Genomic DNA, 21,747 nt, shown 5'->3' with positions numbered 1-21,747 from the left:
TCAAGCCGGCTCGAAGGGCAGGCCGGCGTACTGCTCGGCCAGCGCGGCCTGCGCGTGCTGCGAGGACTTCAAATAGTCCAGCTCGTATTCCTGCGCACGCTGGTCGAACTCGCTTGCGGTCGGGAAGCGGTGCAGCAGGTTGGTGAGGTACCACGAGGTGCGCACGCTGCTCCATACCCGCCGCAGCGCCATTGCGCTGTAGCCGTCGATCAGCGTTTCGCTGCCGGTCTTGTAGAACGCACCGAGCGCGCGCGACAGGTAGAACACGTCGGAGACCGCGAGGTTCAAGCCCTTCGCGCCGGTGGGCGGCACGATGTGCGCGGCATCGCCTGCGAGGAACAGGCGGCCGTGTCGCATCGGCTCGGCGACGTAGCTGCGCAGCGGCGCGACCGACTTCTCGATCGTCGGCGCCTCGTCGATCTGCTCGGCCAGGTCCTTCGGAAAACGCGCCTTGAACTCGGGCCAGAACCGCTCGTCGGGCCAGTCCTCGACCTTGTGGTCGAGCGGCACCTGGATGTAGAAGCGCGACAGCTTCTCGCTGCGTGCCGACGCGAGCGCGAAGCCGCGCGGATGGTTCGCGTAGGTCACGTCGGGCAACGGCTTGACGCGCGCCATCACGCCGAGCCAGCCGAAGGGGTAGACCTTCTCGAATTCGCGCAGCACGCTCGCCGGGATCGAGCGGCGCGCGACGCCATGGAAGCCGTCGCAGCCGACGACGAACTCGCAGTCGACGCGGTGGCCCTCGCCGCCGCGCACGAAGCTGACGTGAGGCGCGTTCGATTCGAGCCCGTGCAGAACCACCTCGCTGGACTCGTCGAAGATGGTCTGGCCGCGCCGGTCGGCGGCGGCGTACAGGTCTTCCTGCACCTGGGTCTGGCCGTAGGTCATGAAGCGCTTGCCGAGGAAGCGCTGGGTGTCGATGAAGAAGGTGTCGCGGCCGGCCCAGACGATGCGCATGCCGTCGTGCGGATGGCCTTCGCGGTCCATGCGTTCGGCCAGGCCGTTCTCGCGCAGCACCTCGACGGTGGTCGCTTCGAGCACGCCGGCGCGGATGCGCGAGGCGACGTGCGCGCGGCTTTGGCGTTCGAGCACCAGGCTTTCGATGCCGTGCCGGCTCAACAGCTCGGAAAGCAGCATCCCCGCCGGGCCGCTGCCGATGATCGCCACCTGCGTCTTGATACGGCTCATCACGGTCTCGTGGGTTGAGCTGGCTCGGCGCGGGCGGCCAGCAGCCGATCCGCTTCCACGCGCCAGTCGGCGCTGCGCGCGAAGCCCGGTGTCGCGCATGTGCCGAACACGCCGGCATCGGCCAGGCCGGCGATCTGCGCGTGGCGCTCGGCGGTGCCGCTCGCGCTGAAGGCGTCGAGCCCGGCCTCGCGTACCGTGACCGCGACCTCGCGCATCTCTTCGCTGCGACGCCGGCCGTGCTCGATCGCGCGCTGGAAGAAGTAGGCCGCCTGCCTCTCCCAGTCGATGCCGGGAAAGGTCTCGTGCAGCGAGGCGAGCACCGCGTCCTCCACGCCGTGATGGCGTGCGGCGGTGAAGCTTTCGATCACCATCGCCTCGAGCCCCTTGATCATCACGCTGCGGCACATCTTGGTCGCGCTGGCGATGCCGAGCTCGTCGCTCGCGACCTTGGGCGCGAAGCCCAGAGCGTCGAGCAGCGGCTTGAGCGCCTGCGCGTGCGCACCGCCGAGCAGCAGCGGCACCTTGATCCGATAGGGCGGCACCGAAGTCATCACCGCGCCTTCGACGTAGCGGCTGCCGGCGGCATCGACGATCGCCGCGGCCCTGCGCTTCGCGCCGGGCGAGGCCGAGTTCACGTCGAGGAAGAAGGCGCCGGCATCGAGCCCCGCGGCGCATGCCTCGGCGACCGCGACCGTCTGGCTCGCGGTCACGGCGCTGACGACGAGCCACGCGCCACGCACCGCTTCGGCATGCGACGCAGCCGGCGCGACGCCGTGCTCGGCCGCGTGCTGCCGCATCGCGGCGCCGGCCTCGCCCGCCAGCTTCGGATCGAAGGCCGTGACGGCATGGCCCTGCGCACGCAGGTCCTCGGCCAGGATGCGGCCGACCTCGCCGTAGCCGATCAGTGCGACCGTCATCGTGCTCAGTCCAGCGAGACCTTCGCGCGCTTGACGACCTCGGCGAACTTCGCCGACTCGCTCGCGATGAAGCCGGCGAACTGCTCGGGCGTGGGCGCGTAGGGCGTGTAGCCGAAGGTCGCGTAGCGGTCCTTCATGTCGGGCTCGGCGAGCGCGGCGGCGATGTCGGCGCGGATCTTGTCGGCGACGGGCTTGGCCACGCCCTTCGGCGCGGCGACGAAGGTCCAGCCGGTGATCTCGAAGCCGGCCGGCCCGCCCGCCTCGCCGACCGTCGGCACGTCGGGCGCGAAGCTCTGGCGCGTCGGCGCGCCCACCGCCAGGTAACGCAGCTTGCCGGCCTTCGCGAGCGCGTTGGTGCTGCCCAAGGTGCCGAGCGCCCAGTCGAGCTCGCCGTTGGCGACGGCGGCGTAGAGCATCGGCACTTCCTTGTAGATGATGTGCTGCATCTGCGTGCCGCTCATCGACTCGAACAGCGCCGAGCCCAGGTGCACCGGGTTGCCGACCGACCACGAGCCGTAGTTCAGCGCGCCGGGCCTTGACTTCGCGTCGGCGACGATGTCGGCGACCGACTTGTACGTGCTCGCGGTCGGCACGGTGACGAAGAAGTAGCCGCGGAACAGCGGCTGCAGCACGTCGAAATCCTTCGCCGGGTCGTAGGGCAGCTTCTTGAACAACGAGGGGTAGGCGACGAGGTGGACGTTGTCGAGCTGGATCAGCTCGTGCGCGTCGCCCGCGCCCTTGTCCGAGCCGTTGCGCTGCTTCCACGCGTCGATCGCGATGAAGCCGTTGCCGCCGGGCTTGTTCTCGATGACGACCGGCTTGCCCCACTTCTTCTGGAGCTTCTCGGCCACCACGCGCAGCCAGGCGTCGGGGCCGGCGCCCGCGGGGAAGGGCGTGAGGATGCGCACAGGCCTGGTCGGCCACTCTTCGGCGGCTTGCGTCGCGTGGCTCGTCAGCGCCAGCGCGGCGACCGCGGTGATCGCGGCGATCTTCTTCAACATGGCTGTGTCTCCTGCTGCTGTGTGACGGAGCTCAGTCGATGTAGCGCAGGCCGGCTCGTGCCAGCGGCTCGCGCATCGCGTACATGTCGAGACCCAGCACGCCGCTGGCGAGCTTGGCGCGCTTGTCGGCTTCGTTGGCCTCGCGTTTGGCGGCGGCTTCGGCGGTCGCGGCGGCCCTGGCCGCCGGCACGACGACGACGCCGTCGTCGTCGGCGACGATCACGTCGCCCGGGGTCACGATCATCCCCGCGCACACCACGGGCACGTTCACCGAGCCCAGCGTCGCCTTGATCGTGCCCTTGCCGCTGATCGCCTTGCTCCACACCGGGAACTGCATCTCGGTCAGGTCGCGCAGGTCGCGCACGCCGGCGTCGATGACAAGGCCGCGCGCGCCGCGTGCCTGGAACGAGGTGGCGAGCAGGTCGCCGAAGTAGCCGTCGCTGCATTCGGCGGTGACGGCGGCGACGACGATGTCGCCGGGCCGGATCTGCTCGGCGACCACATGCATCATCCAGTTGTCGCCCGGCTGCAGCAACACGGTGACCGCGGTGCCCGAGATGCGCGCGCCGCGGTAGATCGGCCGAAGGTAGGGCTTCAGGAGGCCGACACGGCCCATCGCCTCGTGCACCGTCGCCGAGCCGTGGTGCGCAAGCTGATCGGCAGCCGCGCGGTCGGCGCGGACGATGTTGCGGTAGACGACGCCAAGCTCGTGCATGTCACTGCCCCTTCTGCTTCAAGGCGGCATCGAGCCGCGGAAACACGCGCCGCGCGTTGCCTTCGTAGATCTGCTGCTTCTGCGCCGCACTGAGCTGCGTGCTCGCTTCGATGTAGCGCTTGGTGTCGTCGTAGTGGTGGCCGGTCTCGGGATCGATGCCGCGCACCGCGCCGATCATTTCGCTGGCGAACAGGATGTTGTCGACCGGGATCACCTTCGTCAGCAGGTCGATGCCCGGCTGGTGGTAGACGCAGGTGTCGAAGAAGATGTTCTTCAGCAGGTGGTCTTGCAGCAGCGGCTTCTTCAGCTCCTGCGCGAGCCCGCGGAACCGGCCCCAGTGGTAGGGCACCGCGCCGCCGCCGTGCGGGATCAAGAACTTCAGCGTCGGGAAGTCCTTGAACAGATCGCCCGTGAGGCACTGCATGAAGGCGGTGGTGTCCGCATTCAGGTAGTGCGCGCCGGTCGTGTGGAAGCAGGCGTTGCAGCTGGTGCTGACGTGGATCATCGCGGGGATGCCGTACTCGACCATCTTTTCGTAGATGGGGTACCAGTGCCGATCGGAGAGCGGTGGGCTGGTCCAGTGGCCGCCGGAAGGATCGGGATTCAGGTTGATGCCGACGTTGCCGTACTGCTCGACGCACTTGACCAGCTCGGGGATGCAGCTGGCGGGATCGACGCCCGGGCTCTGCGGCAGCATCGCCGCGGGGACGAAGTGGTCCGGGAACAGCTGGCTCACCCGGAAGCAGAGCTCGTTGCAGATCGCCGCCCAGGTCGAGCTGACCTCGAAGTCGCCGATGTGATGCGCCATGAAGCTGGCGCGCGGGCTGAAGACGGTGAGGTCGCTGCCGCGCTCGCGCATCTTCGCGAGCTGGTTGGTCTCGATCGACTCGCGCAGCTCGTCGTCGCTGATCCTGAGCTCCGAGACGCGCGGCTTCGACGCCGAATCCCCGATGCCTGCGATCTGCCGGTTGCGCCACGCCTCCAGCGCCTTGGGCGCCGTGGTGTAGTGGCCGTGGACGTCGATGATCATGGCCGCGCGTCTCCTGGACTCAGGCAGGTTCCATCCCGTGGCGCCGCGTGGTCGCGGCGGCCTCGGGCGTGTTGAAGAAAGCCAGCATCTCGCGCACCGCAGCGGCCTGCACGCCATGGGGCGGCAGGCCGGCCGAGAACACCGTGATGTGCGCGATCGCCGCCGGCAATGTGCCGAGCACCGCGATGCCGGGCAGGTGCAGCAGTTCGCTCAGTTGCTGGAAGCCGAGTTCCACCTCGCCCTGCGCGACGAGGCTGCCCACCGGCACGCCCGGCGGCGCCTGAACCAGGCGCGGCTGGATGGCTTCGGCGATGCCCCAGCGCTCGAACAGCCGGGCGAGGTGGGTGCCGCTGGGGCCGGTCGAACAGCTCAGGCTGCGCGCCGCGAGCACCGCGCGGCGCACCGCGTCCTCGCTGCTCACGTCGGGCTTCGCCGTACCTTCGCGCACCGCGATCGCGACCGGCGAGCGGAACAGGTCGACGCGGCTGCCCGCGGCCAGGCGACCCGAGGCGATCAACCTGTCGATCGCCTCGGAGGCGAGCAGCACCACGTCGAAGGCCTCGCCCGCCTGCACCCGCTTCGCGGCATCGACGCCACCGACCGACTCGATCGCGACACGCCGGCCGCTCGCCTGCTCGAAAGCCGCGGCGAGCTCGGCCAGCACCAGCCGCGTGGCCATCGAGGAAATGCCGGTGATCGGGGTTGCGTCCATCGTCGTGCGCGTCGGCCAAGCCCGGATTCTTCGGCAGCGCTGCTCCTTCATCAACGCGATTCCGGCACTAGCTGCTAGGCCGATCCGGCATGGCTCGGCTTAGCATGCCCGCATGGACCTTAAGCAGCTCGAGACCTTCGTGCACGTCGCCGAGCTCGGCAGCTTCACGCGCGCCGCGACGGTGCTGCGTGTCGCGCAGCCGGCGCTGAGCCGGCAGGTGAGGGCGCTGGAAGTCGAACTGCGCCAGGCGCTGTTCGAACGCAACGGGCGCGGCGTCACCTTGACCGAGCCCGGGCGCCGCCTGCTGGCGCACGGCCGCGGCATCCTGCAGCAGGTCGCCCGCGCCAAGCTGGACCTGAGCGACCGCGACGCGGCCGGCGGCCACCTGGCCGTCGGCCTGCCGCCGAGCCTCAGCCGCACGCACACCGGGGCGCTGGTCGGCGCCTTCCGCGAGCGCTTCCCGAAGGCGACGCTGACGGTCGTCGAGGGGCTCTCGACCTACGCGATGGAGTGGCTCGCGCTCGGGCGCATCGACTGCGCGCTGGTCTACAACGTGAGCCCGACCGCGGCGATCGATCTGCAACCGGTCGGCGACGAGTCGCTGTACCTCATCTCGGCGCGGCCGACGCGGGCCGCCGATGCGGCGGTGGCGGTGGCGTCGGCCACGGTGCCGGTGCGGCTGGCGCGCCTGATCGATCACGAGCTGGTGATGCCGAGCCGGCCGCATTCGATCCGCATGCTGCTCGAGACCACGCTGGCCGCCGGCGGCCTGAAGCCGCACATCGCGCTGGAGATCGACAGCGTGCCGGCGATCCTCGACATCGTGGCGCGCCAGTCGCTGCATGCGGTGCTCGCCCGCAACGCGCTGCGCGGCCGCGAGCGCGAGTTCATCGCGCAGCCGATCGTCGTCGGGCGCGCGCAGTTGCCGCTCGCGGTGCGCCTGTGGATCGCCACTTCGGCGCTGCGCCCGCGCGGGCACCTGATCGAACAGGGCTCGGCGCTGCTGCTCGAGCTGCTCAAAGGCTCGGTCGATGATGCGCAGATGCCGCCCGCGCGGCGGCGTGGCTGATCAGCGCGGCTTGTACTGCTCGGCGCCGAAGAGCATCTGCCGCGCCTTGTCGTCCACCAGCGGCTTGCGCCGGTCGGCCAGTACCTCGCAGCCGCGCTGCACCGCGGGGCGTGCCGCGATCTCGTCGAACCAGCCCTTGAGGTGCGGGTGGTCGTTCCAGTCGATGCCCTGGTTCTTCCATGATCGCAGCCAGGGAAAGACGGCGATGTCGGCGATGCTGTACTCGGCCCCGCCGAGGTACTTGCTCTGCGCGAGCCGCTTGTTCATCACGCCGTACAGGCGCTTCGCTTCGTTGGTGTAGCGGTCGATCGCGTAATCGATCTTCTCGGGCGCGTAGATGCGGAAGTGGTGCGCCTGGCCGAGCATCGGGCCGACGCCGCCCATCTGGAACATCAGCCACTGCAGCACGTCGTAGCGCCCGCGAACGTCGGCGGGCAGGAAGCGGCCGGTCTTGCCGGCGAGGTAGAGCAGGATCGCGCCCGATTCGAACAGCGAGATCGGCTTGCCGTCGGGGCCGTCGGGATCGACGATCGCCGGAATCTTGTTGTTCGGGCTGATCGCGAGGAAGTCAGGCTCGAACTGCGCGCCGGCGCCGATGTCCACCGGGATCGCGCGGTATGGCAGCCCACATTCCTCCAGCATCACGTGGACCTTGTGGCCGTTGGGCGTGGCCCAGGAATAGACTTCGATCATCGTTGGTCCCCTGTGCTGAGCCGGGCGTCCGAGGCCCCGAGAAGCGCGCCGATTCACTCTATTCGATCCTTCCGTCGTCATGCTCGGAGCCCTCAAACGCTGGATCGGCGGCAAGCCTGCAGGCCTGGACGGCAGCCCCGTGCGCGACTGGGCCAAGGCGCGCGGCCACCGGGACAAGCGGGTGCGCGACGACCAAGGCGTGGTCGTCGAAGGCGGCGAGGGCAGGGCGCAATGGCGCATCGAATGGGGCCTGCCGCAACGTGCCTACCTGCTCGATCGCGAGCTGCGCATCCGCATGGAGCTTGGGCTGCCGCCGGGCATGCAGCTGCTCGTCACCTCCCGGCGCCTGGCCGAGGAGCTCGAGCAGTCCGCCTATTCGATGTTCACGGAGAGCATGCAGACGCAGGTCGATTCGAGCATGCCCGAAGAAATGCGCTGGCTCGCGATGTTCCCGAAGACGCAGCTCGCGGCGATGAAGCCGCTGCGGGCGCGCTTCGCGGCGACCGCGAACAACCCTTCGACGCTTTCGGGCTGGCTCGACCACGGCCTGGCGCAGCGGCTCGACGAGGCCTCGCGCACCTGGCTGGTGGAGGATCAGCCGTTCGTGCTGATGACGCTGCGCGGCCGGCTGTACCTGCGGCTCGAATGCGTGCAGCCCGACGAGCAGGCGCTCGACGGCGCGCTCGCGGTGGCGCTGTGCGCCGCCCAGTCGGCGACGCAGCTCGCCGACGCCTCGATCACGCCGCAGAACTGGCCGCAGACCAGCTCGACGGCCTGGCAGAACAACCTCGAGTAGCGGCGCTCAGGCGGCCGCGGTCTGGCGGCCGAGCTCGAGCTTGGCGATCGCGTTGCGGTGCACTTCGTCGGGGCCGTCGGCATAGCGCAGCGTGCGCGCGATCGTGTAGGCGTAAGCGAGCGGGAAGTCGTCGCTCATGCCGCCACCGCCATGGACCTGCATCGCCCAGTCGATCACCTGGCAGGCCATGTTCGGCGCGACGACCTTGATCATCGCGATCTCGGCCTTCGCCGCCTTGTTGCCGGCCACGTCCATCATCCACGCCGCCTTCAGCGTGAGCAGCCGCGCCATGTCGATGCGGCAGCGCGCCTCGGCGATGCGCTCGCGCGTGACGCCCTGTTCGGCGACGCTGCGGCCGAAGGCGACACGGGCCGACGCGCGCTTGCACATCAGCTCCAGCGCGCGCTCGGCCAGGCCGATCAGCCGCATGCAATGGTGGATGCGGCCCGGGCCGAGCCGGCCTTGGGCGATCTCGAAGCCGCGACCTTCGCCGAGCAGGATGTTGCTGGCGGGCACGCGCACGTTCTCGAAGCTGATCTCGCAGTGGCCGTGCGGCGCGTCGTCGTAGCCGAAGACGGTCAGCGGGCGGTGCACCGTGATGCCCTTGGCGTCGGCCGGCACGAGGATCATCGATTGCTGTGAATGCCGCGGCGCCTCAGGGTCGGTCTTGCCCATGAAGATGTAGACCGCACAGCGCGGATCGCCGGCACCGGAGATCCACCACTTGCGGCCGTTGATCAGGTACTCGTCGCCCTGGCGCTCGATGCGCGATGCGATGTTGGTCGCGTCGCTCGAGGCGACCGCCGGCTCGGTCATCGCGAAGGCGCTGCGGATCTCGCCACGCAGGAGCGGCTCGAGCCAGCGCTGCTTGTGCTCGGCGCTGCCGTAGCGGACGAGTGTCTCCATGTTGCCGGTGTCGGGCGCCGAGCAGTTGAAGACCTCGCTGGCCCAGGGCACGCGGCCCATGATCTCGGCGAGCGGCGCGTACTCCTGGTTCGACAGGCCGGCGCCGTACTCGCCGGAGCTGTCGGTGCGGCCGTCGGCCCGCGCGCCTTCGGCGCTTTGCGGCAGAAACAGGTTCCACAGCCCTTCCGCGCGCGCCTTCGCCTTCAGCTCGTCGATCAGCCGCAGGTGCGTCCAGCGCCTGCCGGCCTTGCTGTTCGCCTCGATCTCCGCGAAGTAGGCCGGCTCGGCCGGGTAGACGTGCCGCGCCATGAAGTCGGCGACGCGAGCCTGCAGCTCGCGCGTGCGCGGCGAGTAATCGAAATCCATCCGGGGCTCCTTTGAAGGCGGCTGCTGCCGCTCTGCTTTGGTCGACGCGGCCGATGTTCAACCCATCTTCTGCGCGATGGCCCAACCCATCTCGGCGAGCGGCCTCGCACCGGCACCGGCCTGCTTCGCCTGCTCGCTCGCCGCGGTGCCGTCTTCGACCCGCTTCGCGATGCCTTGCAGGATGCCGGCCATGCGGAACAGGTTGTAGGCGAGGTAGAAGCTCCAATCAGTCACCAGCGCGTCAGGGCTGCGCGCCGTGCGTTCGCAGTAGCGCGCGATGTAGTCGGCCTCGCTGGGGATGCCGAGCGAGGCGAGGTCGAGTCCGCCGATGCCGCGGAACGCGCCCGGCGGGATGTGCCAGCTCATGCAGTGGTAGCTGAAGTCGGCCAGCGGATGGCCAAGCGTCGACAGCTCCCAGTCGAGCACCGCGAGCACGCGCGGCTCACGCGGGTGGAAGATGAGGTTGTCGAGGCGGAAGTCGCCGTGGACGATGCTCGTTTGCGCCGCGTCGCGCGCGCTCCCTGGGATGTGCGCCGGCAGCCATTCGATCAGCGCGTCCATCGCCGGGTTGGGCACGGTGATGGACGCCTGGTACTGCTTGGTCCAGCGGCCGATCTGGCGCTCGAAGTAGTTGCCGGGCTTGCCGTACTGGGACAGTCCGCGCGCGGCGAAGTCCACGCGGTGCAGCGCCGCGATCACGCGGTTCATCTCGTCGTAGATCTTTCCGCGCTCGGCAGGGCTCAGGCCGGGCAGCGACTGCTCCCACAGCACGCGGCCCTCGACGAACTCCATGAGGTAGAAGGCGCGGCCGATGATCGATTCGTCCTCGCACAACAGCAGCATCCGGGCGACCGGCACCTCGCTGCCGGCGAGACCCTGCATCACCGCGAACTCGCGCTCGATCGCATGCGCCGACGGCAGCAGCTTCGCCACCGGCCCGGGCTTGCTGCGCATCACGTAGCTGCGCGCGGGTGTCACGAGCTTGAAGGTCGGGTTCGACTGCCCGCCCTTGAACTGCTCGACCGCGAGCGGCCCTTCGAAGCCTTCGAGGTGCCGCGCGAGATGCGCTTCGAGCGCGGCGACGTCGAAGGCCTGCGCAGCCGCCACGGCCTTGGTGCCGGAATAGGCTTCCATCGGATGTCCTCTCGGTTGCCGTGCGTACCGCGCCGGCCGGCCCGCGCTCAGCGGGTGGCGATCGCCAGCAGCTTGTCGCGCGACAGCACCACCAGCCGCGTCGGCTCGACGCGCACCGCGCCGTCGCGCTCGAAGCCCTTCAGTTCTTGGTTGACCCGCTGTCGCGAGGCGCCGAGCAGCTGCGCGAGGTCTTCCTGCGCCAGCTGCAGGCCGATGCGGATCTCCTCGCCCTGCGCGATGCCGTAGCTGCGCGCGAGCAGCAGCAGCTGCTTCGCGAGCCGCGCGGCCAGCGGGCGGGTGTTGAGGTCCTCGATCACGTTGTAGAGCAGCCGCAGGCGGCGGCAATGCAGCCGCAGCAGCGCTTCGTAAAGCTCGGGATGCTGGCTCAGCAGCTCCTTGAAGTCGGGCTTGCGCACGACGAGCAGCGTGGTCTCGCCGTGTGCGTTGGCGTCGTGGGTGCGCGGCAGGCCGTCGAACAGCGCGGTGTCGCCGAACCATGTGCCGGGCTCGCAATAGGTGAGCGTCACCTGCTTGCCCGACAGCGACACCGAGCTCACCCGCACCGCGCCCCTGGCGACGCCGCACCATTCGTCGGCCTGCGAGCCGCGCGTGGTGAGCAGCGTGCTGTCCTTGACACGGCGCACGCTCGCGCGCCCGAGGATCGCGCTGCGAAGGCCGCTCGACAGCTTCGCGAACCAGGGGCCGTGCTCGATGTTGTCGCGCTCGGCGACGGTGAGGGTTTCGGAGCTCATCGCGGGCCAGCGGTTGCCGCGCCGGCGCGCTCGGTCAGCGAAGGCGTCGCGGCATCGCGCCGGCGGTATTCGGCCAACAGTTTTTCCATCGTGGTGAGCCGTTCGAGTTCATGCAGCCATTGCGTCGGGGCGAGGTTGACCGCGCGCACGACGATGCTGTCGGGGCCATCGACGTCGAGCACGTTGATGCAAGCCGGGTTCTGCTCGAGCCGGCCGAAGAAGGCCCGCTGGCCGCATAGCGCATGCGACAGCAGAGCGCGGTTGACGCCGCCGTGCAGCACCAGCAGCAGGCAGCGCCAGTCGCTGCGCTCGCACCAGGCCAGCCACGGCGGCAGCACGCGGTCGAGCAGCTCGCCGATGCTTTCGCCGCCAAGGAAGCGATGCGCCTCGACATCCTGTTGCGCGCGAAAGGCGCCGAGGAAGGCGTGCTCGATCTGGTCCTCGGCCAGGTCCGCGAGCCGGCCGCCGCGGATCTCCTGCCAGGCGGGCTCGATCTGCGGCACGAGCCGCTGGCCGGCCGCCGCGAGCGCGCGCTCGGCGGTCTGCAACGTGCGGGGCAGGCCGCTGGCAACGACCGCATCGAAACGCACGCCGCGTTCGGCGAACAAGGCGCCGGCGGCGTCGGCCTGAAGCTGGCCGGTCGCATTCAGGGGCACCGCGTCGGGCGGCAAGGGTTTGCCCGTGGCGTCGAAGTAGTCGACCGAGCCGTGACGCATCAGGTAAACGCGGCGACGCCTGCCGCGCGCTGCATCGGCGGCATCTGCATCAAGGGCAGGGAGCGGAGGTGTCGACATCGTCAGCGCGCAGACGGCCACAAATTCTGGCATGCGAGCCGGCGCCGCCTCATGGCTGCGAACCCGCGCCGCGCCGCGCTTTGCGCCCCCTGAATCGACGTCGATCGAGGCCCCGCGCGGCTCCGGAAGCCGCGGGGGGCCATGCTAGAGTGCCCGAGGAGGGACCGAGGATCACCATGGTGAAGAGCGCACGAAGCATCTTGTGGGCCTGTGCGCTCGGGGTGGCGGCCCAGGCTTCATGGGCGGTGGGCTTCGGGCGCTTGCCCACCACCGCGACGCTCGGACAGCCGCTGCAGCTCAGCGTGCCGTTGCGGCTCGAGCCCAACGAAGACCTGCCGCCCGAATGCCTCTCGGCCCAGGTCTCTTTCGCCGACAACCTCCAGCAACCCGGCACGACGACGCTGCGGCTCCAGCCGGCCGCCCCCGGCGCGCTCGAACGCACGATGTTGCTTGCGACGACGACGCGCGTCGACGAGCCGATCGTCTCGGTCGAAATCTCGGTCGGCTGCGCCGCGAAGGTGGTGCGTCGCTTCACGCTGCTTGCGGATCCGCCGCTGTTCAACCCGCCTTCGCCTGCGGTTGCCGCGGCACCTGCCGTCGCGGGCGAGGGTGCGGGCGTCGTCCCGGGTGCGCCGCGCGACGAGAACCCGCAGGGCGCGTTGGCCGCCGCGCCGACGGCCGAGCCGGCGTCCGCACCCATCGCGCCGACGCGCCCCGCGGTGCGGCGTCGCCCTGCGCAGCCTTCGACCGGTGTCGCCGCCGCCCCGCGCCCGCCGCGACCGGCGGCACGTGCGCCGGCCGGCGAGACAGCACGGCTGCGGCTGGCGCCGCTCGAAGCCGGCGCCCGCGTGGGCGCGGCCGCGCCGTCGTCCGCTGCGCCGGCGGCGTCGGTGCCCGCCGGGGCAGCGCCATCCAATGCCGCCGCGGAAGCCGCGGCCGCCAGCATTGCCGCCGCCGAACAGGCAGCCAGCGCGGCCGCCGCAGCGGCCGCTTCGGCCCAGGCGCGCGTCGATGAACTCGAGGCGACGATGAAGAAGCTGCGGGCGCAGGACGCCGCGACGCAGCAGACGATCGCCAGCCTGCAGGCGCGCGTGCAGCGTGCCGAGGGTGAACAGCTCGGCAATCCCTTGCTCTATGCGCTCGCTGCGCTCGCGGCCTTGCTGCTCGGCGCGGTGATCTGGCTGTGGCGCCAGCGCAGTGCCGAGCGCGAGGCGCAGGGTTGGCTGCTGCAAGCCGCGGCCACGCCGGCCGACGGGCCGGCCACCGAACAAGCGCCCGCGACCTCCGCCGAAACCGCCGCGTTCGCGCCGGTACCGACGCTCAAGGCCTGGGTCAGCAAGCCGAACGAGGAAGGCTTCGACGACACGCTCGCCCTGACACGCGCCGGCACGATGTCGACGATGCCGGCGCTGCTGAACAGCGGCCACGCGCCGCTCGACGCGGCGGTCAAGCCGCTGGTGCCCGAGGCTCAGAAGCGTGAAGTCTCGGTCGAGGAACTGATCGACCTCGAGCAGCAGGCCGAGTTCTTCATCGTGCTGGGTCAGGACGATGCGGCGATCGATCTGCTGATGACACATCTGCGCAGCACCGCCGGCACCAGCCCGCTGCCCTACCTGAAGCTGCTCGAGATCTACAAGCGCCGCGGCGAGCGCAGCGATTACGAGAAACTGCGCGAGCGCTTCAACAGCCGCTTCAACGCCTACGCGCCGTCGTGGGAGACGGATCTGCAAGGCGGCCGTACGCTCGACGAGTACCCGAGCGTGATGGGCCGGCTCGAATCGCTGTGGGTCACGCCGCAGCGCGCGCGCGAGGTCTTGCAGGCGACGCTGGTGCGTGCCGAGGATTCGGGGCCCGATCCGGTCGGGGACGACAGCTTCGACCTGCCGGCCTATCGCGAGCTGATGCTGCTTTACTCGATCGCGCGCGACGTCTCCGATCAGCATGCCGACGAACCGCCGGTCGACGTGATGCTGCCGATCGGCGACGACGTCGCACCGGCGCCCGCGGTTTTCGAGCGCCTGCTTGCGACCAGCTCGATGCCGGCGCAGCCCGACGTGCACAAGCCGCTCGAAATCGACTTCACGCTCGACGATCCGCCGGCACGGCCCGAGCCGCCGCGCAGCTGAACGCTGCGTCTCAGAGCGCCGCGCGCAGCCGATCGAGCGCGCGATCGAGCGTTTCGATCTTCTTCGCGAAACAGAAGCGCACCGTGCGTTGCTCGAAGCCGCCTTCGTAGAACGCCGACAGCGGGATCGCCGCGACGCCGGCCTCGGTGGTCAACCAGCGGCAGAAGTCGGCTTCGCTGCGTTCGGCGTGGGCGGCGAGCTTCGAGTAATCGACGCACTGGAAGTAGCTGCCTTCGCTGGGCAAGAGCTCGAAGCCGCTGCCGGCGAGGCCGGCGCGGAAGTGGTCCCGTTTGGCGCCATAGAAGGCCGGCAGCTCTGCATAGGGCGCGGGGTCGGCCAGATACTCGGCGAGCGCGTGCTGCATCGGCGTGTTGACGGTGAACACGTTGAACTGGTGGACCTTGCGGAACTCGGCCGTCAGCGCCGCCGGCGCGGCCACGTAGCCCACCTTCCAGCCCGTGACGTGGAAGGTCTTGCCGAAGCTGGAGACGACGATGCTGCGCTCGGCCAGCTCGCCGTGGCGAGCGACGCTCTGATGGGCGCGGCCGTCGAAGACCATGTGCTCGTAGACCTCGTCCGAGAGCACGATGACATCGGTGCCGCGCAGCAGGGCGGCAAGGCGCTGCATCTCGTCGACCGTCCAGACCGTGGCGCTCGGGTTGTGCGGCGTGTTGACGATCAGCATCCGCGTGCGCGGGCCCAGCGCGGCGGCGAGCCGGTCGAAGTCCGGCCGGAAGCGGCCCGGCCCAAGCGGCACGCGCACCACCGTGCCGCCGGCGAGCTCGATGTTCGGCGCATAGCTGTCGTAGCAGGGCTCGAGCACGATCACCTCGTCGCCCGGATGCACGAGCGCCAGGATCGCGGTGAGGATCGCCTGCGTCGCGCCGGCCGTGATCGTGATCTCGTTCGCCGCGTCGTAGTGCCGTGCGTAGAGCGCGGCCATCTTCGCCGCCACCGCCTCGCGCAACGTCGGCACGCCGGCCATCGGCGGGTACTGGTTGTGGCCGGCGCGCATCGCGCGGTGCACCGCGTCGAGGAGGCGCGGATCGCAGTCGAAGTCGGGAAAGCCCTGGCCGAGATTGACCGCGTCGTGCTGCTGCGCCAGCGCCGACATCACGGTGAAGATCGTGATGCCCACCTTGGGCAGCCGGCTCGGCGGCAACGTGAAGGTTTCAGAGTTCATAGTGTTCGCCGCCGCCCTGCATCGCGCGGTCGATCAGGCTGCGGGTCAGGCGCTCGGAGATCAACTCGGCGAAGCCGTAGACGAAGCTGCGCAGGTAGGCGCCGCGCTTGAGTGCGAGCCGCGCGACGTTGTTGCCGAAGAGCTGCCCCGCGGGCCGCGCGACCAGCTCGCCGCCCGGGGCGAAGGCCGCGTCGTCGCGCACCGCCATCTCGGCGACGATGCCGACGCCGAGGCCGAGCTTGACGTAGGTCTTGATCACGTCGGAGTCGATCGCCTCGAGCACGATCGTCGGCTTCAGCGAGCGCGCCGCGAAGGCCTGGTCGATGCGGGTGCGGCCGGTGAACGACGGGTGGTAGGAGATCAGTGGCTCGCGGCCCAGCTGCTCGAGCGTGAGCCGCGCCTCGCCGGCGAGCGGGTGCGTCGTCGGCATCACCAGCATGTGCTGCCACTCGTAGCAGCGCAAGGTCACCAGCGATTCGAAGTCGCTGAGCGACTCGGTCGCGAGGCCGATGTCCGCGGTCTCGTCGATCAGCATCTGCGCGACCTGCTCCGGGTTGCCCTGGTGCAGGCTGATCGACACCTTCGGCCAGCGCCGGCGCAGTGCCGCGACCGGCCCCGGCAGCACGTAGCGCGCCTGCGTGTGGGTTGTCGCGATCGACAGCGTGCCGCTGTCCTGCTGGCTGAACTCGTCGCCGATGCGCTTGAGGTTGCCGACCTCGCGCATGATGATTTCGATGGCCGCGAGCACCTGCCGGCCCGGCTCGGTGATGCGCTTCAGGCGCTTGCCGTGCCTCGCGAAGATGTCGATGCCCAGCTCGCTTTCGAGTTCGAGGATCGCCTTCGAGATGCCCGGTTGCGAGGTGTGCAGCGCCTTCGCGGTCTCGGTCAGGTTGAGGTCGCGGCGCGCGGCCTCCTGGATGAAGCGGAATTGGTGCAGGTTCATGCGGTGTTGTCTGACGCTGCCGCGGCTTCGCGGGCGACCTCGGCCATGGCGGCGATCACGAGCGGCGCCTCGCCGATCGCCGGCGCCAGCCGCCAGCGCGTGCCGGCATGGCGGGCGCGCAGTTCGTCGAGCAGCTTCGGCAGATCCCGCTTCACGTGGCCGCCGGTGCCGAGGAAAAGCGGCACCACGGTGATCGCCTCGCAGCCGAGCGCGACGAGTTCGGCACCGGCGGTCGCGAGGTCGGGCTGCATCAGCTCGAGGTAGGCGAGCGCGACCGGCCGCTCGGCATCGTCGGCCAGCATGGACGCGACGGCCTGGAAAGGCCGCGCCCAAGAAACGTCGCGCGCTCCGTGCGCGAACAGCAGCAGACCGTGACGCGGCTTCATCGAAAGCGCACCAGCCAACTGAAGGCGGCCATCGACAGCAGCATGTAGAACGCGCCGGGCGCGGCGGCCGCGATCCAGGGCGTCCAGTCGCGCAGCAAGCCGAGGTGGGTCGAGACGTTGTTGAGCAGCACGAAGCTGATGCCGAGCAGGATGCCGCCGAACACCTTGACGCTGATGCCGCCCGAGCGCGCATGGAGGTAGGCGAAGGGAAGCGCCAGCCCGACCATCACCAGGCAGGCCAGCGGGTAAAGCGCCTTCTTCCAGAACTGGATCTCGGGCCGCTGCGCGGCCTGCTCGTTCTGCGACAGGTGATTCATGTAGCGGAACAGGTTGACGGTGGACATGCTCTTGAGCGGCGACACCACCGCACCGACCACCGCCGGCGACAGCCGCGTCGGCCAGGTGAGTTCCTCGATCCTGCGCCCGGGCGCCAGCGCGCCGGCCGTGCCGGAGTCGGGCTGCCAGGAGGCCACGCGCACGTCGCGCAGCGTCCACGCATCGCCGCCGACCTGCGCGGTCGCGGCGGCAAGCTGCAGCAGCAGCCGCCCGTCGGCGTCGAACTCGTAGATGCGCACGTCGCCGAGCTTGCCGCCGGGGCCGACGCTGCCGACATAGATCGAGTCGAAGACTTCGCGGCCCGGCTCGCGGCCGGCGATGGCGCCGAGCGGGTCGCCGTCCTCGACGACGCGGCGGTCCTTCAGCCAGGCGCTGCCGCTGCTCGCCTGCCCGCCCAGCCCGCCGGAGCGCAGCGTGGTGCGCAGCTGCGAGGCCTTGGCGTCGAAGTAGGGCCCGACGTAGTCGCCGACCACGAAGGTCAACGCTGCGAACGCGAGGCCCAGCTGCGTCAGCAGCGAGAGCGCCCGCCCGGGCCCGAGCCCGGCGGTGCGCAGGATCGTGAACTCCGACGACTGCGCGAGTCGCGCCATCGCGTAGATCGTGCCGATCAGCACCGCGATCGGGAACAGCTCGTAGAAGTGGCCCGGCAGCAGCAGCAGGCAGTACAGCGCCGCGTGCTGGATGCGGTAGAGCCCCTGGCCGACGCTTTCGATCTCGTCGACGAAGTCGATGAAATAGAAGAGCGCGAGGAAGGCGATCGCCACGAAGGCCACCGCGCCGAGCACGTCGGCGAACAGCAGGCGGCGCACCGTCTTCACGAGGCCTGCGCCTTGCGCGGCTTGCGCCGCCAGGGGGCGTAGCCGATCGCCGCGGCCCGATCGCGCCAGTACAGCAGGCCGAGCGCGAGCAGCAGCGTGCCGCCATGCACCAGCAGCAGGCTCGAAGGCACGTCGAGCCGCGAGGCGCTGACCCAGGTCTGGCTGAGGTTCAGCACGTTGTAGTAGACGACGAAGGCGAGCAGCGCGAACAGTAGGTTCCAGCTGCCGCCGCGGCGCGGGTTGCCGGCCGCAAGGCCGATGCCGAGCAGCACCAGGTTGACGCCGCCGAGCGCGAGGCCGATGCGCCAGGTCAGCTCGCCACGATGGCGTGGCGTCGGCTGCGTCAGCAGCTCCCAGGTGCTGCGTGCCTTCGCCGGCAGGTTGTCGAGCCCGGAGCCCCCGCTCTCGCCGACGGCGACGCGGTAGACGTCGAACTGCGCGAGCCTGCGGTCGCCGTTCTTGGTGTCGAGTTCGCTGCGCTGGCCGTTCTCGAGCACGACGACGCGCTGGTCGCCCTGCATCTCGATGCGCCCGCTGCGCGCCGCAGTGAGGCTTTCGCCCTCGGCCTTGCGCTCGAGCACGAAGACGTTGCGCGCGCTCTGGCCTTCGCCGGTGTCGCGCTCGACGAAGAAGACGCGCTTGCCGTCGGCCGAGGTTTGGAACTGACCGGGCGCGACTCGAGCGACATCGCTGCGCCGTTCGTAGCGATCCTTCAGCTCGGCAATCTGCCGGTTGCCCCAGGGCCAGACGAACAGCGCGAGCACCGCCACGATCAGCAGCAGCGGCGCCGCGAGCCCGAGCACCGGCCGCACGAAACGGAACAGGCCGACGCCGCTGGCGAACCAGATCACCATCTCGCTGTCGCGGTACATGCGCGTCATCGTCGTGACGATCGCGATGAACAGCGACAAGCTCAGCATCGCCGGCAGGTTGTCGAGCGCGAGGTAGCCGAGCAGCAAGGCGACGTCCTGCGCCGCGACGCTGCCGCCGGCGGCCTGACCCAGCGTGCGGATCAGGAACATCGTGATCACGATGGTCATGATGACGATCAGCGTCGCACCGAAACTGCGGCCGAGCTCCTTGCGCAAAGTCGTGTCGAATAACATCGTCGCGTCTTCAATTCGAGAAGCATTATGGAGTTCAAAGTTCTCGCGACGGCGAGCGAAAAGCTCGCGCAGACCGCGGCCGACGCCCTGATCTGGCTCGTCACCGAAGACGCCGCGACGCAGGGCACCGACCCTGCCCTGCGAGCGCTGCTGGAGCAGGTCGTCGACGCCGGCGACCTCGCCTGGAAGCCGGGGCGCAGCGTGCTGCTGCACAAGCCGCAAGGGCTGGTCGCGAAGCGGCTGGTGATCGCCGTGGCGAGCGGCGGCGGGGCCGCATCCGCGAAGGCGGTGAAGGCGGCGGTGGGCGCGGCGCTCGCGCAGGTCAAGCAGCTCGGCGTCAAGCACGTGGCCGTGCTGCTCGGCATGCCTTGCGACGACGCGCATGCCGAGGCGGTGGTCGCCGCCGCGAGCGACGCGGTCTATCTCTACCGCCACACGAAGCCGAGCGCGCCCGAGGCACCGCAGCTCGCGAAGCTGAGCCTGATCGTCGAGCGCGCGCAGGCGAAGGCCGCGCAGGCCGGCCTCGACCGCGGCGTAGCCATCGCCGAAGGCGTGAAACTCGCGCGCGAATGCGGCAACCGTCCGGCCAATCACTGCACGCCGAGCTTCCTCGCCGACGAAGCGAAGAAGCTCGGCAAGCGCGGCGGCATCAAGTGCGAAGTGCTCGAGCGCAAGGACTGCGAAAAGCTCGGCATGGGATCCTTCCTTGCGGTCGCCCAGGGCTCCTACGAGCCGCTGAAGTTCATCGTGCTGCGCTACGACGGCGCGCCTGACAAGGGCAGGAAGGCGCAGGCGCCGGTCGTGCTGGTCGGCAAGGGCATCACCTTCGACACCGGCGGCATCTCGATCAAGCCCGCGCCCGACATGGACGAGATGAAGTTCGACATGTGCGGCGCGGCCAGCGTGCTGGGCGTCTTCCGCACGCTCGCCGAGCTGCAGCCGAAGCTCAACGTCGTCGGCCTGATCCCGGCGTGCGAGAACATGCCCAGCGGCCGTTCGGTGAAGCCGGGCGACGTGGTCACCTCGATGTCCGGCCAGACGATCGAGGTGCTGAACACCGATGCCGAAGGCCGCCTGATCCTGTGCGATGCGCTGACTTACGCCGAGCGCTTCAAGCCCGCCGCGGTCATCGACATCGCCACGCTCACCGGCGCCTGCGTGATCGCGCTGGGCCACCACCGCAGCGGCCTGTTCAGCACCGACGAGGCGCTCGCGCAGGCACTGCTGGCCTGCGGCGAGCGCGCGCTCGATCCGGCCTGGCGCATGCCGCTCGACGACGAATACGAAGAGGCGTTGAAGAGCAATTTCGCCGACATGGGCAACGTCGGCGGGCGCGCCGGCGGCGCGATCACCGCAGCGATGTTCCTGCGCAAGTTCGCCGGCAAGCTGCGCTGGGCGCACCTAGACATCGCCGGCACCGCCTGGAAGTCCGGCGCGCAAAAGGGCGCGACCGGCCGGCCGGTGCCGCTGCTGGTGCATTACCTGCTGTCGCGTTGATCCGCCCGGCGCGGCGATGACCGAGGTCCAGTTCCACCACGGCACCGCCGATCCGCTGCGCCATGCCTGCCGGCTGCTCGCCAAGGCCTACGAAAGCGGCGCGCGGGTCGCGGTGACCGCGACGCCGGATCGGCTGGCGGAACTCGACGTCCTGCTCTGGACCTTCGACGATCTCGCCTTCGTGCCGCATGCCCGGCTCGCTGCGGGGCGCGCACCAGCGCAGCGCCTGCTGCGCACCCCGATATGGCTCGTGGACCGTGCGGTCGATGCGCCGCAGGCCCGCGTGCTGGTCAACCTCGGGCCCGAGATCGCGCCGGGCTTCGAAAGTTTCGAGCGCCTGTTCGAGGTGGTGGGCCGCGACGAAGCCGCGCGGCTGTCGGGACGAGGGCGCTGGCGGCATCTGCAAAGCCGCGGCTACGCGATCGCTCAGCACGAGGTGGCGTGAGGGCAGGGCTCCGCGCCGCGTCGTTCCGGCTCGCGGGTCTGGTGCTTGCTAATACCCCCGCCTTGCCTGCACGAGCCCGCGCCGACGGTGTTTTCCCCGGGACTTGCCCGGCCGGAATTTCGAGCCGCTTGGAGTAAGGTTCGCGCCGTTGAGAAACAACCCCAAGCTCAACCCACTCTTCCAATCGGAGGTTTTCACATGCAATACAAGCACCACGTTCTGGCCGCAGCGGCCTTGATGCTCGGCGTCGGAGCCGCGTCGGCGCAAGAGGTCGTCAAGATCGGCCACGTCGCCCCGCTCAGCGGCGCGATCGCGCACCTCGGCAAGGACAACGAGAACGGCGCGCGCATGGCCATCGACGAGCTCAACGCCAAGGGCGTGACGATCGGCGGCAAGAAGGCCAAGTTCGAGCTGCTCGCCGAAGACGACGGCGCCGACCCCAAGCAGGGCACCGCCGCCGCGCAGAAGCTGGTGGACAGCAAGGTCAACGGCGTCATCGGCCACCTCAACAGCGGCACCACCATCCCGGCCTCCAAGATCTACAGCGACGCCGGCGTGCCGCAGATCTCGCCGTCGGCGACCAACCCGAAGTACACCCGCCAGGGCTACAAGACCACCTTCCGCGTCGTTGCCGACGACGTGCACCTGGGCGGCACGCTCGGGCGCTACGCCGTCAACGAGCTGAAGGGCAAGTCGATCGTCACCATCGACGACCGCACCGCCTACGGCCAGGGCGTGGCCGACGAGTTCGAGACGGGCGTGAAGGCCGCCGGCGGCAAGACCGTGGGACGCGAGTTCACGAACGACAAGGCCACCGACTTCACCGCCATCCTG

At 69.9% G+C, this 21,747-nt stretch carries 22 protein-coding genes; 6 read left to right on the top strand and 16 right to left on the bottom strand.

Going from position 1 to position 21,747, the window contains the following annotated elements; translation table 11 throughout:
* The 6 genes from pobA to VFR90_RS13725 are packed head-to-tail and all read right to left on the bottom strand — an operon-like array spanning nucleotide 1 to nucleotide 5,563.
* Nucleotides 1-1,179, bottom strand: a complete 1,179-nt coding sequence (gene pobA, locus VFR90_RS13750) for a 4-hydroxybenzoate 3-monooxygenase (protein ID WP_326406858.1) — start codon at nucleotides 1,177-1,179, stop codon at nucleotides 1-3.
* Nucleotides 1,180-1,187: 8 nt separating this feature from the next.
* Complete coding sequence (locus VFR90_RS13745; RefSeq protein ID WP_326406714.1) at nucleotides 1,188-2,105, bottom strand: NAD(P)-dependent oxidoreductase; 918 nt, start codon at nucleotides 2,103-2,105, stop codon at nucleotides 1,188-1,190.
* 5 nt (nucleotides 2,106-2,110) lie between these two features.
* The gene (locus tag VFR90_RS13740) at nucleotides 2,111-3,106 is read right to left on the bottom strand and encodes a Bug family tripartite tricarboxylate transporter substrate binding protein (protein ID WP_326406713.1); all 996 of its coding nucleotides are present in this window, start codon (nucleotides 3,104-3,106) and stop codon (nucleotides 2,111-2,113) included.
* Nucleotides 3,107-3,137: 31 nt separating this feature from the next.
* Nucleotides 3,138-3,821 (bottom strand): 4-carboxy-4-hydroxy-2-oxoadipate aldolase/oxaloacetate decarboxylase, encoded by a 684-nt coding sequence (gene ligK, locus VFR90_RS13735; RefSeq protein WP_326406712.1) that lies wholly within the window; start codon nucleotides 3,819-3,821, stop codon nucleotides 3,138-3,140.
* A 1-nt stretch (nucleotide 3,822) separates the two neighbouring features.
* Complete coding sequence (locus tag VFR90_RS13730) at nucleotides 3,823-4,851, bottom strand: amidohydrolase family protein (RefSeq protein WP_326406711.1); 1,029 nt, start codon at nucleotides 4,849-4,851, stop codon at nucleotides 3,823-3,825.
* Between the two features lie 19 nt (nucleotides 4,852-4,870).
* Nucleotides 4,871-5,563: a substrate-binding domain-containing protein gene (locus VFR90_RS13725; protein ID WP_326406710.1), complete on the bottom strand. Its 693-nt coding sequence runs from the start codon at nucleotides 5,561-5,563 to the stop codon at nucleotides 4,871-4,873.
* Nucleotides 5,564-5,675: 112 nt separating this feature from the next.
* Here VFR90_RS13725 and VFR90_RS13720 point away from each other — a divergent pair, with 112 nt between their 5' ends.
* Nucleotides 5,676-6,632 (top strand): LysR family transcriptional regulator, encoded by a 957-nt coding sequence (locus VFR90_RS13720; protein ID WP_326406709.1) that lies wholly within the window; start codon nucleotides 5,676-5,678, stop codon nucleotides 6,630-6,632.
* Here VFR90_RS13720 and VFR90_RS13715 read toward each other — a convergent pair whose 3' ends face one another.
* A complete protein-coding gene (locus VFR90_RS13715) occupies nucleotides 6,633-7,325 on the bottom strand; it encodes a glutathione binding-like protein (RefSeq protein ID WP_326406708.1) in 693 nt (230 codons plus the stop codon).
* 79 nt (nucleotides 7,326-7,404) lie between these two features.
* Here VFR90_RS13715 and VFR90_RS13710 point away from each other — a divergent pair, with 79 nt between their 5' ends.
* On the top strand, nucleotides 7,405-8,121 hold the full coding sequence (locus VFR90_RS13710) for a hypothetical protein (RefSeq protein WP_326406707.1): 717 nt from the start codon (nucleotides 7,405-7,407) through the stop codon (nucleotides 8,119-8,121).
* A gap of 6 nt (nucleotides 8,122-8,127) precedes the next feature.
* Here the strand turns inward: VFR90_RS13710 and VFR90_RS13705 are convergent, their stop codons facing one another.
* The 4 genes from VFR90_RS13705 to VFR90_RS13690 are packed head-to-tail and all read right to left on the bottom strand — an operon-like array spanning nucleotide 8,128 to nucleotide 11,995.
* Nucleotides 8,128-9,393, bottom strand: coding sequence for an acyl-CoA dehydrogenase family protein (locus VFR90_RS13705; protein WP_326406706.1), 1,266 nt, complete (start codon nucleotides 9,391-9,393; stop codon nucleotides 8,128-8,130).
* Nucleotides 9,394-9,450: 57 nt separating this feature from the next.
* Nucleotides 9,451-10,527: a phosphotransferase family protein gene (locus VFR90_RS13700; RefSeq protein WP_326406705.1), complete on the bottom strand. Its 1,077-nt coding sequence runs from the start codon at nucleotides 10,525-10,527 to the stop codon at nucleotides 9,451-9,453.
* 47 nt (nucleotides 10,528-10,574) lie between these two features.
* Nucleotides 10,575-11,279, bottom strand: a complete 705-nt coding sequence (locus tag VFR90_RS13695; RefSeq protein ID WP_326406704.1) for a Crp/Fnr family transcriptional regulator — start codon at nucleotides 11,277-11,279, stop codon at nucleotides 10,575-10,577.
* Nucleotides 11,276-11,995, bottom strand: a complete 720-nt coding sequence (locus VFR90_RS13690; RefSeq protein WP_326406703.1) for a histidine phosphatase family protein — start codon at nucleotides 11,993-11,995, stop codon at nucleotides 11,276-11,278. Before VFR90_RS13690 ends, VFR90_RS13695 begins: the two co-directional genes overlap by 4 nt.
* A gap of 338 nt (nucleotides 11,996-12,333) precedes the next feature.
* Between VFR90_RS13690 and VFR90_RS13685 the strand changes: the two genes are divergently transcribed.
* Complete coding sequence (locus VFR90_RS13685; RefSeq protein ID WP_326406702.1) at nucleotides 12,334-14,199, top strand: hypothetical protein; 1,866 nt, start codon at nucleotides 12,334-12,336, stop codon at nucleotides 14,197-14,199.
* Nucleotides 14,200-14,209: 10 nt separating this feature from the next.
* On the opposite strand, the gene VFR90_RS13680 is transcribed toward VFR90_RS13685, so the two are convergent.
* The 5 genes from VFR90_RS13680 to lptF are packed head-to-tail and all read right to left on the bottom strand — an operon-like array spanning nucleotide 14,210 to nucleotide 18,971.
* Nucleotides 14,210-15,382, bottom strand: coding sequence for a pyridoxal phosphate-dependent aminotransferase (locus VFR90_RS13680; RefSeq protein WP_326406701.1), 1,173 nt, complete (start codon nucleotides 15,380-15,382; stop codon nucleotides 14,210-14,212).
* Nucleotides 15,372-16,325 carry a CysB family HTH-type transcriptional regulator gene (locus tag VFR90_RS13675; protein ID WP_326406700.1) on the bottom strand — a complete coding sequence of 318 codons (954 nt, stop codon included), beginning with the start codon at nucleotides 16,323-16,325 and terminating at the stop codon, nucleotides 15,372-15,374. Before VFR90_RS13675 ends, VFR90_RS13680 begins: the two co-directional genes overlap by 11 nt.
* Entirely contained in the window at nucleotides 16,322-16,711 is a 390-nt protein-coding gene (locus tag VFR90_RS13670) for a sirohydrochlorin chelatase (RefSeq protein WP_326406699.1), read from the bottom strand. Before VFR90_RS13670 ends, VFR90_RS13675 begins: the two co-directional genes overlap by 4 nt.
* Nucleotides 16,708-17,865, bottom strand: a complete 1,158-nt coding sequence (gene lptG / locus VFR90_RS13665; protein WP_326406698.1) for an LPS export ABC transporter permease LptG — start codon at nucleotides 17,863-17,865, stop codon at nucleotides 16,708-16,710. The genes VFR90_RS13670 and lptG overlap by 4 nt, the downstream gene beginning before the upstream one ends.
* Nucleotides 17,862-18,971, bottom strand: a complete 1,110-nt coding sequence (lptF, locus tag VFR90_RS13660; RefSeq protein WP_326406697.1) for an LPS export ABC transporter permease LptF — start codon at nucleotides 18,969-18,971, stop codon at nucleotides 17,862-17,864. The genes lptG and lptF overlap by 4 nt, the downstream gene beginning before the upstream one ends.
* Nucleotides 18,972-18,998: 27 nt before the next feature.
* On the opposite strand from lptF, the gene VFR90_RS13655 reads away from it, so the two are divergent.
* From VFR90_RS13655 to VFR90_RS13645, 3 genes are all read left to right on the top strand, one after another.
* Nucleotides 18,999-20,468: a leucyl aminopeptidase gene (locus VFR90_RS13655; protein WP_326406696.1), complete on the top strand. Its 1,470-nt coding sequence runs from the start codon at nucleotides 18,999-19,001 to the stop codon at nucleotides 20,466-20,468.
* 16 nt (nucleotides 20,469-20,484) lie between these two features.
* Nucleotides 20,485-20,913, top strand: a complete 429-nt coding sequence (locus VFR90_RS13650) for a DNA polymerase III subunit chi (RefSeq protein WP_326406695.1) — start codon at nucleotides 20,485-20,487, stop codon at nucleotides 20,911-20,913.
* A gap of 198 nt (nucleotides 20,914-21,111) precedes the next feature.
* Nucleotides 21,112-21,747: branched-chain amino acid ABC transporter substrate-binding protein (locus VFR90_RS13645; protein WP_326406694.1), on the top strand; the 636-nt coding region annotated here is incomplete at its 3' end.

Source organism: Methylibium sp. (assembly GCF_035762065.1).
Classification (GTDB): domain Bacteria; phylum Pseudomonadota; class Gammaproteobacteria; order Burkholderiales; family Burkholderiaceae_C; genus Methylibium.
The sequence above is the reverse complement of the archived record's forward strand: the minus strand, read 5'-3'. Positions and strand labels throughout refer to the sequence as shown.

Excerpts from the sequence above, each read along its gene's own strand:
- VFR90_RS13690 (WP_326406703.1), bottom strand. The coding sequence starts at position 11,995 with ATGCGTCACGGCTCGGTCGACTACTTCGACGCCACGGGCAAACCCTTG.
- lptF (WP_326406697.1), bottom strand. The coding sequence starts at position 18,971 with ATGTTATTCGACACGACTTTGCGCAAGGAGCTCGGCCGCAGTTTCGGT.
- VFR90_RS13705 (WP_326406706.1), bottom strand. The coding sequence starts at position 9,393 with ATGGATTTCGATTACTCGCCGCGCACGCGCGAGCTGCAGGCTCGCGTC.
- VFR90_RS13710 (WP_326406707.1), top strand. The coding sequence starts at position 7,405 with ATGCTCGGAGCCCTCAAACGCTGGATCGGCGGCAAGCCTGCAGGCCTG.
- VFR90_RS13745 (WP_326406714.1), bottom strand. The coding sequence starts at position 2,105 with ATGACGGTCGCACTGATCGGCTACGGCGAGGTCGGCCGCATCCTGGCC.
- VFR90_RS13720 (WP_326406709.1), top strand. The coding sequence starts at position 5,676 with ATGGACCTTAAGCAGCTCGAGACCTTCGTGCACGTCGCCGAGCTCGGC.
- VFR90_RS13725 (WP_326406710.1), bottom strand. The coding sequence starts at position 5,563 with ATGGACGCAACCCCGATCACCGGCATTTCCTCGATGGCCACGCGGCTG.
- ligK (WP_326406712.1), bottom strand. The coding sequence starts at position 3,821 with ATGCACGAGCTTGGCGTCGTCTACCGCAACATCGTCCGCGCCGACCGC.
- VFR90_RS13695 (WP_326406704.1), bottom strand. The coding sequence starts at position 11,279 with ATGAGCTCCGAAACCCTCACCGTCGCCGAGCGCGACAACATCGAGCAC.
- VFR90_RS13730 (WP_326406711.1), bottom strand. The coding sequence starts at position 4,851 with ATGATCATCGACGTCCACGGCCACTACACCACGGCGCCCAAGGCGCTG.
- VFR90_RS13650 (WP_326406695.1), top strand. The coding sequence starts at position 20,485 with ATGACCGAGGTCCAGTTCCACCACGGCACCGCCGATCCGCTGCGCCAT.
- VFR90_RS13655 (WP_326406696.1), top strand. The coding sequence starts at position 18,999 with ATGGAGTTCAAAGTTCTCGCGACGGCGAGCGAAAAGCTCGCGCAGACC.
- VFR90_RS13700 (WP_326406705.1), bottom strand. The coding sequence starts at position 10,527 with ATGGAAGCCTATTCCGGCACCAAGGCCGTGGCGGCTGCGCAGGCCTTC.
- VFR90_RS13740 (WP_326406713.1), bottom strand. The coding sequence starts at position 3,106 with ATGTTGAAGAAGATCGCCGCGATCACCGCGGTCGCCGCGCTGGCGCTG.
- VFR90_RS13680 (WP_326406701.1), bottom strand. The coding sequence starts at position 15,382 with ATGAACTCTGAAACCTTCACGTTGCCGCCGAGCCGGCTGCCCAAGGTG.
- VFR90_RS13670 (WP_326406699.1), bottom strand. The coding sequence starts at position 16,711 with ATGAAGCCGCGTCACGGTCTGCTGCTGTTCGCGCACGGAGCGCGCGAC.
- VFR90_RS13715 (WP_326406708.1), bottom strand. The coding sequence starts at position 7,325 with ATGATCGAAGTCTATTCCTGGGCCACGCCCAACGGCCACAAGGTCCAC.
- VFR90_RS13675 (WP_326406700.1), bottom strand. The coding sequence starts at position 16,325 with ATGAACCTGCACCAATTCCGCTTCATCCAGGAGGCCGCGCGCCGCGAC.